We start from the raw sequence: 12424 nt of genomic DNA on the forward strand, positions 1-12424 counted from the left end.
GCGATGGCCGGGATTTTTCATTTACGGCTGGTAATCTTCATATTCCCAGGCAAAGACGCGGGAGAGCTTTTGCGCTATCTCCATCCAGTCGTTACCTTCGCACTGATCGATATAATCGGTGATGGTTTTGGTGATTTCATCCAGATCATATTTACGTACCAGAAGCGTATGCCGCATCAGTTCCGGCAGCCAGTGGTGCTTACAGAGCCATTCCGGGGTGCAGACCCTTATATAAAAATAATTGCTTCCTGTTTCATTCACAGGGCCTATTGTCAGAGTTAATGACATAATAAAATTATCAATTTCTTCTGGAAAATAGACATCCAGATCGCATAAATCATTTCCCAATGTTTTTAATTCTGCTTTCATTTATTAATACTCATATGGCCATTACCAACGCGCACCCGCTCTCCGGTGGCTGGATTTATTTTGTATGTTTCAAAGTTGGCTTGCGTACCCGTTGGGTTTAAATGTACTGGAGCATTTGGTTTTGCATCAGGGTAACGGTATACCCTTAAACCATCAACACTAACCAACCCTTTTCCATCAGTTGTAGGTATTGCCCCATCACCAACCCAAATCTTACCAAGATGATCAGCTTCTGATACCGAACCTGAACCGACACCATAATTCAGTTTGCCATTGTCACCCTGAACTACTGCGGCCAGCCTCGGATCCTGCTTCGCAATATTATTCAGATTCTGCTGTACCAGTTCGTCTTTCAGCTTCGGATAAGTCGCTGCATTCTCCGCACCGCTGGTCACTTTACCGGTATTTGCGGCCGCTGATTCAGCTTTACCCGCAACCTTAGCAACAACCTTCTCAGTCAGTACCGCGCCACCTTTAACCACCCCGGCACCGCCAGCCAGCAGCCCAGCGATATCCGTTACCAGCTTACCGCCTTCAACGCCCGCATTAAATGAGCCGCTGGCTCCGGCTTTCTGATACTCCGTTTCCATCCGATTGATGCGGTCAATGTAGGACTGCTTCACCGCATCCGATACGTTACCGAGCACATCTCCGCTGTTAAACAGCGATTTCAGGGCGTCATAGGTTTCCTGCGGGCTGCTGGCCGTTTTCACGATGCTGTCCACAGCGTCATACAGCCCTGCCGGCACCCCGGCCACCATCCCCGCCGCAAAACTGCCGTCCTGCCCCAGGTCTATCGCCGTCCATTTCGCCTGCGCACCGGCTTTACAGGCCACGGTCTGGCAGTCAGCGATTTCTTTATCCTTCTGGGCCTGCTGTTTCTGGCTCAGATAGTTATTCTCCACCGCATTCTTACCTGCCTGTGCACCGGCTAATACATCGCTGGTGCTGTTACCCGTCACGCCCCCGGCAAGCCCTGCCGCCAGCGTTCCCAGCATACTGATCGTCTTTCTCTCGCTTTCGTTCAGATCGCTGACGTCACGCCCTGGATACAACTGCTTCATGACAAGCTGTGCCATCAGTTCGCCACTGACGGCACCCGCAGCCCCTGCCGCTGCATTGTTGCCACTGGCATAAGCGGTGACCGCACCCACTACCGCGTGGGCCATCGCTCGGCTGGCTTCGTTCGGGGCCAGTTTATGGATCTGCTCTGCCAGGTATGGCGCTACGGCACCACTCAGCGCCTGGGCCAGATTACCCCCTGCCAGCCCCTGGATCGCTGCCGTCGCCGCCTGAACGCCTTGCTGGATCGCGCTACCTGTACCCCATTGCGCTTGCGTGGCTTTGTAGGCGGAAGAACGGGTGAGTAACTTGTCATATGCCGCTCGCTCTTCTGCTGTCGCCTCCTTGCCCGGGGCCTTGATGCCTTTCGCCTCCAGTTCCGCTTTACCCGCCTTTGTGGCCAGGAGCTTGCCTTGCGTCGCCGCAATATCTATCGCCTGGCTGCCGATTTCCCCTATCAACTGCGCTTCACGCAGCCGGTTCTGCTCACGCTCCTTATCAAAGATTTTTTCCAGCCCCGGATTCGCATGCTCTACATCCCGGCTCAGCGCTTCTACATGCTGAACCTGCTTGTCTTTGTCGCGAATGGTAATCTTACCTTCACTCACCGCCGATTGTGTGGTCGAGCTGGCGCTGCCGTTGCCGTTCACCCCGGTCAGCACCCCGTTCGCCATGTTCCCTGCAAGCTGCCCGCCAACGCTACCGCCCGAGCTGATACCCACGCCCTGGTGCTCCACCTGGTAATCAGCCTGGTTCTCGATTTGGCTGAAGCCCAAGGTGCCAGTATTGAGCTTATTCTTATCCGCACTGGCCGTCGAGCCGATCACCGCACCGTTCAACTGGCTATGCTTACCTACAGTGATATCAAACCCGCCTTTGCCGGCAAACACCCCTGTCTGTTCCTGCACGCTGCCGTAGGTGCTGTGCATTTTGTCACGGCTCAGATTGAGCGAACCACTGGCCGAACCAAAACCGATGCTACCGCCCGCGCTTACATTCTGCTGTTTCGAGTCGTAGTTGTCGCTATCGCGCTCGCTGGTCAATGTCAGGTTGTGGCCGACATTCATCGTCACTTTGTCGCCGCTCACCTGCGCACCCGTCAGGGTGGTGTCACGCCCACTGGTGAGGTGCAGGTGGTTACCAGCGTTCACCGTGCTCTCGCTATGCACCAAGATGTTGCCACTTTCACTGCCCTGCTCCTTGTTGACGCTGGCATTCAGCGTCAGGCCATTTTTGCCCTGGCCGAAGTTCACGCCCACACCCACGGAACCGCCGTGGCTTTCGTTCTTGCCGTCCACCGTCTGGGTGTTCTGGGCAGAATGCAGGTTGACGTCCCGCGCCGCATTCAGGTTGATATCCTTCCCGGCCTGTAACTGGCTGCCCTGGACGTTGATATCGGTGCCGGTTGCGTGAATGTTGAGATTGTTGCCCGCCGTCAGGCGGCTGCTCTGGCTCTGTGACTGGGTGGTGCTCTGCTCAGATTTCGACGACTGACTACCATACGACAGGTTTAGCCCTATCACGCTGGTTTTTTCATCCCCAGCTTCGCGCAGTTGATTCGCCTGAACAGCCTGTACCCCGCTCAGTGCCGACTTCATCCCCTGCAACGCCGCCAGGCGACCACTGCTTTCTTTGCTGGCCTGGTGAGCGCTGGAGACCGCCGCATTCACCGCGCTGCCCACTGTGCCGGACAGCGCCAGTGTCAGCCCACTCTGTTTCTGTTCCACCAGATGTTTCTGGATACTCGGGTTCTCGGCCGCCAGGATAGCCACTTCCTTGCCAGTCAGGTTGATATCTTTGGCTGCCAGCACCTCCGATCCTTGCACCGCCAGCTTATTACCCGCATTCAGGGTGACATTACCCTGGGTGCTGCCCACCGTGCTGCCGATGCTGCTCTGAGATTTACCGTCGTCAGTGGTTTTGACACTGCTGGTACCATAACTAAAGCCTATACCACCAGTGCCGGACAAGCCGCTTTTTTTCTCCTGTAGCTGGTGAGTTTCTTCACGCTGTTCGCGGGCGGCTTGCAGATTCAAGTTGTTGCCTGCGCTCAGGGTGACATCCTGGGTGGCGACCACGCTGCTGCCACTCAGCGTCAGGTCGTGTCCGGCCTGCATTTTTACACTGTCGCCACTCAACTGGCTGCTCGTGGCGGTTTGCTGGCTAAGGGTATCCCGTGATTCGGTGGTCGTTTTGGAAAGCAGGCCGCTGCTGCCAGTAGCTTTGTAGTGCTGATCCAGTGTGGCGGTGTCATTGCCATGCTGAATGTTGGTATCGTTACCTGCTAACACCCCAAGCTGTTGCCCAGCAGAGAGCTTGCCAGCGGTGATATTCACGTCGTGTCCAGCGCCCAGTTGCACGTTACCCGCGCCGACAACTTCACTGCCGAGCTGCTGGCTACTGGCATGGTGCTGCCAGTTGTCACCCCAGTTGAGGTTGTCCTTGCTGCCAGTGGTAACGGTATTTAGGTTCAGATCGCGCCTGGCGGCAAGGGTAGTGCTGCCGCCTTCACCGCTGTTGACCACCTGCGCCGCCGTCAGATTCACATCCCGCCCGGCTTGCAACGCCAGCGTGCCGTCTGCTTTCTGCACATACAGCCCGGCGACGCGATCCAGCGTGTTACGCGCAAAATCGCCCCCGGCGCTCTCGGCACTGCGGGTGGTGGTGGTGGCGTTGATATCCCGCCCGGCGGTGGCCGCCAGGCTCTGTTGACCGGCGATAACTCCACCAACATTATTGATATCGGTACGCGCTTTCAGGGCCACATCGTTACCCTGGATCAACCCGCCCAGGTTATTGATGTTCTCCGCCAGGATCTGCGTACTCTGCTGGCCGTTGATGCGCCCGCTGTTGGTCAGATCGCCGCTCAACTTCAAACCGACATTTTTCCCTGCCAACAGCGCACCGCTGCCGTCCAGGTCACCCGCCTTGACGGTGGCATACACCTGTGGCACCAGCACCTGTTGGGTGCTGCCGTCCGGCAGCGTCACCGTTTTGGCCACCAGCCAGACGATATCGCCACTGAGCAGCGCCATCTGTTCGGCAGTGAGCGCCACACCCAGGGTTAGGTTGTATTTCTTGCCGAATTCCACCCCGCTGTTCATCAGGGCCTTGTACTGTTCTTCGTCACTCTGGAAACCGGCCAGGTAGCGACTGCCCGTCAGGGCGATCACTTGCTCACGGATCAGTCGTTGTTCGTAATAACCATCCCCCAGCCGTTTCAGTACGTTGTCCGGGTCGGTGGTAAGAGCCTGCATCATGTAATCCGAACCCAGCCACTGTTTCTGGTTGGTGAAGCGCGGATCGGTTTCCACCAGGTAGTGGCTGCTTTGCGGATGGGTCTGGAACAGGCTGTTGTCTGGCAGGTGAGTGTTCGGCCCGACCAGGCGCACCACCTTGCCCGAACCCCCAAGGCTCACCTCGAAGGTTTTACCCGCAGGCAGGGTAATGGCCCCCGGCACGACTGGCAGCAGATTGCCCGCGACCGGCCCGGCAATCGATCCGTTCGTCAGAGGATCCGCGCCTTGGATATCACCATTGATCTCGGCCTTCCGCTGACCCTCGATCACCCGATTGCTACCTTGTCCTTGAGTGTATTCCAGCAGTGAACTCAGCTTCAGAGTGATCCCCTGGATCACCGTCGGTGGCTGGTAATCGGTTGTGTCCGATTTGCCTTCATCCGCACCTTTATGGTGTTCACGCCAATAGTTGATGGCATTACCCACGTCGCTGATCTGACGGTTGGCTGCCACCTCAACGTTATCCAGCGACCCGGCCTGCAACGCCAGTGACCCGCCCGCGATAATCTGGCTCTTGTCATTAAGTACGCTGTTGGCATTGATGCCAAGATTGCCCCCGGCAATGATTTTGCCCGGGTCGCTCTCTTTGACGCGATCTTCGGTGATGGTGCGCAGATAGTCGTAATGGGTAAAACCATCAGCGTCGCTGGTGCCGCAGATCACCCCTTCAATACACAGAATGTTAACTTCAGACTGGTAGATGTAGATGCGGTAGTCTTTGTCGCTATAGCGCACGCCATTATTGAGGTATGCCACTTCGTATTCGGAAATGTGCTCCTGGGAAACCAGTACGTTTTTTTCCACCGAGAAATGATCATTAATATTGTTGATTTTCCCGATGTTGAGCGCCATATCCCCGGCGGACTCGAAAGTCGCACTGTGGTTGTTGAGCACACCGCCCTGGCCGATGGCCTGATAATCGCCATTTAGGGTACCGCCAATCGCCAACGCCCCATTGCTGAAAACCAGCGCATGGTCACGGTTATTCAAGGTACCGACACCGAGATCCAGCCGTTGTCGGGCAGCGATGGTGGCGGCTTGGCCGTTTTCCGCCAGGTTGTTCAGCGTCCCAGCCCCTATCGCCAGCGCATCGCCGTAAATGCGACCACTGCCGATATTGCTGACGGTAGCCCCGTTAATCCGGGTATAAAAACCGTCAATCAGGCCGTAGTTGGTCAGGGTCTGGGTTGCCGTTACCTGCGTGGTACCCGCGCTGATTTCAGCAGTGGCACTGTTGAGCAGATTAGTGGCCGTCAGATCCAGTTGATTGCCTGCCTGGATCAGTGATTGGTTGCGCAGATTGCCCTGGGTGGTCAAGCTCAGGTCATGGTTCGCCTGGACTGACCCGGTGTTGAAGAAGTCCTGTGTCAGGGTGAGCGACATGTCCCCCAGCGACAGCAGCGAACCATCCCCGGTCAGAGTACCGCTGTTGAGAGTCAGTTGCTGACCCGCTTCCATGGCACCGGCGCTGTTGATGACCTGCTGAGCCTGGGTTTGCAGGCGGTTCTGCGCACTCAACAGTCCTGAGGTGTTGTTCAGATTACCGCTGAGATTGAGCATTAGCGCATCATCGACGCGCAGCGCACCCCGGTTGTTATCGACATCCACCGCATTCAGCATCAGGCTGCCGCCCTGGATACCACTTTGTGCGCCGAGGGTATTCTGGTTTAGGATGGTGGCGGCGTTCAGGGTGACATTCAGCGCCCCCTGGATCCGCCCGGCCCTGTTATCGATCACCGCCTGGGCGGCGTTAAGCGTCATATTGCCCAGCGCCTGGAGCTGCCCCTGCTGGCTGTTGATTTGGCTGGCGGTGAGATCCAATGTGCCTTTGCTGAACAGGTTGCCTTGCTGACTGTTATCGAACACGGTGGTATTAAGTGACATCGCCCCGCCGGAAGCCAGCAGCCCCTGCTGGTTGTTCACATCGGCGGTGGCCAGCGACAGGTCACGCTGCGCACTCAGGGTGCCGTTCTGGTTATCGAGTGCATAACCCTGGGTATTCCACTGTAGCGTCTGGCCGGACTGCAACGTCCCCCAGGCGTTATTCAGCGCCTGCGTCACGGCATGGATACTGCCGAGCGCCACAATCTGGCCTTCCCGATTATCGACTGCCCCAGCAATGAGCGTTAGTTGCTGGTTGCTGATAAGCACCCCCTGCTGGTTATCCCATGCGCCGGTTTTCAGCGTCAGATTGCCCTGGCTGGTGATCTTGCCTTGGTCGCCACTGTGGGCGTTACTGAGTTTCCCACCCTGGGTATCGATCAGCAAATCAGCGGCACTTTGCAGCAGGCCCCCATCATCGTTGAGCAGGCCGGTGTTCAGCAGTGACAGGTTACTGAGAGAGGCTAGTTGACCGCCACGGTTATCCAGTAACCCGGTGTGTAACGCGGTGTTACCGCTACCGACCAGCTTGCCCCGCCGGTTATCCAGCGCGCCACTGGAGAGCGACAGCGCCCCTGTTGCCCCAATCAATCCACTGGCTGAGTTGTCTATCGTCTGGCTGTGGGTGTTCAGTGTCAGCGCTGCGCCGGACTGCACGCTGCCTGCCTGGTTGTTGAGGGCGCCGCTACTGAGCATCAGTCCGTTATCTGCCACGATCTTGCCTGCGGCATTATTGATAGTGCCGGTTTGGGCATTCAGGGTGTTGGCCGCAATCTGACCATGGCTATTGTCGAGGTTCCCGGTCAAAAGCTGTATATCACCTGCGCTAACCATACCGCCCTGTGCGCCGCTGTTGCGGTTCAGCACTTCGGCACCGCGACTGTCGAGACTCAACGTGGAACCGCCCTGCATCAGCCCACCGGTGTTATCCACCGCTCCGCTGAGCGAGGTCAAACGGCCATCGGCGGCAATCAGGCCGTCCCGGTTGTTCAGCGCACCGTTAAGCGTCAGCGTCAGATCGTGTTTATCGGCGGCAATCAGTTGGCCCTGCTGGTTATTGAGTGTTCCGGCAGTCAGCGATAACGCCCCGTTGGAGAAGATTTTCCCATGCAGATTGTCGAACAGGTCGGTGACGTTCAGGTTCAGCGTGCCACTGCCGGTCTGGGTCATCTGCCCGTCCCGGTGCGACAGGCTACCGGCGTTGAGGGTAATATTTCCCGCCTGGGTGGTGGTGTTATCCAGTTGCAACCGGGTACCGCTGAGCGCCAGACTGCCGTTGGACAGTACCGCACCCTTATCACCGTTCATCTGTGCTGCCTGGATGACCAGCGTACCGTCACCAGCATGCACAATGGTGCCCTGCTGGTTGTTGAGGTTGGCGGTAATGAGCGTCAGGTTTTTGCTATTGCTGGCAATCGTACCCGCTCGGTTGTTGATACCCCCGGCGTGGCTTAGCATCAGGTCTTGCTGGCCAAGCTGCTGCACCGTGCCCTGCTGGTTGGACAGTGCTTTGGCGGTCAGTGAAAGCTGGTCAGCACTGAGTTTGCCGCCGTCGTTATTGAGCATCCCGCCAGTACGCGCAGCGAGTGTCTGGGTCGCTGCCAGATTGGCCCTGGCGGTGCGAATATCGCTTACCGTGGCCTGAAGATCGATATTGTTGCCATAGGTCTGGCTGCCGCTGAAATCCAGCGCCGTGCCGCTGGCCGACAGATGGCCCGCCGCCGAGTTCTGGCCATTGGCGGTGAGCTGCCCCTGGCTGTTCAGCGTCAGATTGCCACTGGTGCCAAGTTTGCCATCACTGGCCATGCCTGCCGCCAGCACTCCTTGTGCAGTGCTGTTGAGGGTGGCAGAAGTCAGCGTGGTGTTTTGCGCTGCCGCGATGATCCCGCTGTTGGTCAGTGCGCCACGGCTCTGAACCTGGGTATCTGTTCCAGCGTACAGTTTACCGCTGTTATTGATATCCCCGGTGGTCGTCACCTGGATTGTCTGAGAGGCCGTCATCGCTCCGCTGTTGGTGAGGGTACCGTCAGCGTTGACCACCACATCACCGGCGATGGCATTGAGCACCCCAGCGTTGTGCACGCCCACCCCAGTCTCGGTGCCGCGCAGCAGGATTTTATTGGCATACATTCCGCCCAGTTGGGACACATCCACAGCGACATACGGGCGGGGGCTGCCGTCGGTGGTTTTAGCGCTGACCGACTGATGTGCGGCATCCACGCTGTTGCGTCCGGTGGTTACTGCCAGGTCATTGGCCCACACCCCAGCATTGATTCTGACCGAGCGGGCGATCAGGTCGGTGTGATCTTGCAGGCTGCTGTCCAGCCCGTTGCCTTGCACCACAATCTCGCCGCGTTCGACGTTGTAACCCGTCAGTTGGCCGTTCAGCATCTGCGCCTGGCCGGTGGTCAGGGTGGCGCGGTTGGCGTTGATAAAACCGCAGCCGCTACAGGTGATACCTGCCGGGTTGGCGATCACCACCTGAGCTTTCTGGCCGGCCACTTCGATAAAGCCGTTTAGCTGGCTTGGATCGCGGGCGTTAACCTCATTGAGGATCACTTTGGCTTCACCCTTCGCCAACCAGGGATTGGCGGTGATCATCCCGGCGATCTGGGTCTGGGAATTGAGGGCACTGTTGTTGAGCACCACACCTTTGGCCTCAACGTCGAACTGGCTGTAGACGTTGCGGGAAACTCCCTCTGCACTGGGCGTCTGGATATTGACCTGCGGCGTGCCATTGGCACTGCTGATAATGGTCGGCTGCTGGTTGCCCGGCGCACTACCATCGGCAACGATCCCCGCCTGCACCGACTGGATGGCCCCGAGGGCCAGCAGCAACGCAAAGCACACGCCATGAACTTTACCGATCACCTGGCTGAGGGTGTGGCCGCTACCGGAGGGCGATGACGCGGCCCCCGCGCGGCCAGCCCCGGCGATATCGGGCACCACCATCAGCATGCCACGGGCGGTATTAAAAACGATGCGATAGAGATTCTTGTTCACGGTAACATCCTTGACCGGTCTTGCGGGTATTCGGGAAGAGAAACAGATAATGGGTGGGCCATACGCCAGGCGCGGGCTTGTTGGTGGCTGACCTGGTCACCTTTGAAATTCATCACGCGTTTACCGCGTTGTGCTCCACGGTGATAAAGGGAACGAAAACAGTGTTCGGGGAACAGCGTTTCGGTGACCAGGCGACTCATGGCGCGTATTTCACCAAACGGAGCGATACAGTCCCGGATCCATAAACGGTTACCGCTTGCCCAGTCGCCTTCCCGTATTTGCACCTCTGCGCTGGTGAGATAGCGCTGTTCAGCCTGGTCGTTCAACCACATCCAGCTTATAAAAAATAGGGGGTTAGCATCACGACTGACCAACATATAGTGCTGGTGCTTGATAATCGGCAGCAGCACCGTGGGCAATGTATACAGCGGGAAATCCCGATGCTGGGATGAATGCATCCACAACCACACGGCGGCCCCCAATACTTCGGCTTCACTGCGGTCGCCGCCCAATATCAGCGGGGCATGCACATCATAAGTCCCTATCTGCATCGTCGGTGCCTCAGAAATTCCAGTTCAGGTTGAAACCCAGCGTCACCGGGCTGGTCTTGAAACCGTCAGGCTTTGAGAGCGGCACACCGGCAAACAGGTCGTAGCGGCTGCTGAAGGCGCTGCCACGTACACCGATTACGCTACCGGCCAGGTGGGTTCCGACCAAGTTATCGGTACCATACCCGCTGACATGCCCATAGTCAGCCCCCAGATACAGTTCCTGATTCGGCACTGGCGTCGTCCAGGCCAGCTCATTACGCACCGTCCAGCCGCCGTTGGCGTTCAAGGTGTGTTCGCCATCAAAACCCCGCACCGTAAAGCGTCCCCCGATGGCAAACTGATCCTGCGGCGTCAGCGGGGTGTAGCTCATCTGGCGCTGATAGTTCAGGTTGTAACGGAATGTCTGTTTACCCAGCGCAAACGGCACGTTCAACTGGCTGGAGAGCTGGATAATCTTGCTCAGCGCGGTCGCTGCGCCGTAGGACTCTTCCGGCGCGGGGAGCGTACCGAACCAGCGGGTGCCACGCTGGTAACTGATCCCGGCGTCCAACGTCGCCTGTTGAATAAAGTGGCGGTGTTGCAAGCCTATACGCCAACCCACTGTGCGGCGGCGCTGCACTTCTATTTCAGTGTCATTGATATAATTCTTCGACCTACGTATCAGGATATCGTAGCTAAAGCTGGTTTTCTGGGTACCGTTACGGTGCAGTACATGGCCCAGTTGTACCGTCAGATTCTGGCTGTCACCGTGGTAACGGTAATCCCCACTCACCCCGGCCACGGTCTGGTGATAATCAACATCACTGACAGTGACCGACAGCATCGCGTAGCAGAACGGCACCGAATAGTGGGCGGTGACGTTTTTGCTGCCTTTGTCATTACCGGGTTGCAGCGCACGGGTGCCGGAAATGTAGAACAGATCACTGAGCGATAATGGGTTATCCAGCGATAGGGTCAATGCCCCCTGATAACGCCCGGTGCTTTTTGAGCCGAAGTCGTCCAGCGAGACACCCAACCGCCAGATTTTGGCCTGCTGCCAATGCAGCAGGATGTCGCTTTCACCCGGTTGTTCACCGGGGACGATGTCCATCTTGGCCTGCACGGTGGGCAGGCGTTGCAGGGACTCCAGCCCCTGTTCGATATCCCGTAAATCCAGCAGGTTACCGGCGCGGGGCGGAAAGGCGTTAAACAGGCTGATGTAGTGGCCACTGTTTGGCGTCAGTTTCACTTGGTGCACATAACCGGGCAGGATTTTCAGTTGCAGCGTGCCGCTGGTTAGATCCTGCTGCGGGGCCAACACGCGGGTGGTGATATAACCGTGATCCACCAGGCGGTTCTGTAGGGTGCTCATCAGCAGGTTGATGCCTTTACCCCCCAGGCAATGGCCCTGTGCCTGATTGGCGATGCGTTGCAGTGGTAGCCAGCGTGGCAGGGCATCCTGGCCACTCAGGCGCACCTGGTCGATGTTGAAACAAGGTTTTTCCTGCGGGAATGCCAAGCGGCCCAACCGGGAAGCCGGGGGCAACAGACGTACATCGGGCATAGGGGGCAAGAGCTGTTGCTCCAAGGCACGCTGGCGTTGTTGTTGCAGGATCAGTTGTTCACTGCTACTGGTAGCGGCAAACGCCAATGGGGAAACCATCAGCAACATCGGTAGGGGAATGACACAGGCACGATAGCGGAACAGATGGCAAGCTAAATGGGGAAAGAGCATCAAACAATCCTTGTTAGAAAACGCTTAACGCTTACTTATATAAATTTATGCAGATACTATCCACAAGATCGCGGGTTTGCAACGACATCCCCCAGGTTTTCATACCTCATTTGTAAGCAGATTTGGCATTATCCCGGTTGATTGCATCGCGCACTCAAACCAGCATCTTGCTGTGAGCAGTCGGAGAACAATGAACCGATTGATCATCAAATTCAGTAATATTGCTCACGTTCACTCCATAAGCAGTAGGAGGGCAGAGAACAGATTTTCCGCTACTCACCCGTGGAACTCACAGAGTGGCAAACAGTTTTTGAATACGTGCCTAGCCCTAGGCAAACCAGGGTAACGGTAGCTAACATTCCATGGCATACTAAAAACCCCAAGCTTGTCATAAACTTGGGGTCAGAGTCTGGCGGAAGGACAGAGATTCGAACTCTGGGAGCTGTTACACTCGACGGTTTTCAAGACCGTTGCCTTAAACCACTCGGCCATCCTTCCAATGGGCGCAAATACTAACGATACCGTTATGAAATGTCTACCGTCTT

At 57.0% G+C, this 12424-nt stretch carries 4 protein-coding genes and 1 tRNA gene; all 5 read right to left on the bottom strand.

Translation table 11 applies throughout. From position 1 onward, the window contains the following. Nucleotides 1-21 precede the first annotated feature (21 nt). Nucleotides 22-369 (bottom strand): immunity 8 family protein, encoded by a 348-nt coding sequence (locus tag SYMBAF_RS07520; RefSeq protein ID WP_040265641.1) that lies wholly within the window; start codon nucleotides 367-369, stop codon nucleotides 22-24. Continuing rightward, nucleotides 366-9614: a hemagglutinin repeat-containing protein gene (locus tag SYMBAF_RS07525; protein WP_052447813.1), complete on the bottom strand. Its 9249-nt coding sequence runs from the start codon at nucleotides 9612-9614 to the stop codon at nucleotides 366-368. The genes SYMBAF_RS07520 and SYMBAF_RS07525 overlap by 4 nt, the downstream gene beginning before the upstream one ends. Next, entirely contained in the window at nucleotides 9611-10165 is a 555-nt protein-coding gene (locus SYMBAF_RS07530; RefSeq protein ID WP_040265639.1) for a toxin-activating lysine-acyltransferase, read from the bottom strand. Before SYMBAF_RS07530 ends, SYMBAF_RS07525 begins: the two co-directional genes overlap by 4 nt. 10 nt (nucleotides 10166-10175) lie before the next feature. Then, nucleotides 10176-11816: a ShlB/FhaC/HecB family hemolysin secretion/activation protein gene (locus SYMBAF_RS07535; protein ID WP_237162960.1), complete on the bottom strand. Its 1641-nt coding sequence runs from the start codon at nucleotides 11814-11816 to the stop codon at nucleotides 10176-10178. Between the two features lie 473 nt (nucleotides 11817-12289). Continuing rightward, nucleotides 12290-12377 (bottom strand) — tRNA-Ser (locus tag SYMBAF_RS07540). Between the last annotated feature and the right edge of the window lie 47 nt (nucleotides 12378-12424).

The sequence above is a fragment of the Serratia symbiotica genome (assembly GCF_000821185.2).
GTDB lineage: Bacteria > Pseudomonadota > Gammaproteobacteria > Enterobacterales > Enterobacteriaceae > Serratia > Serratia symbiotica.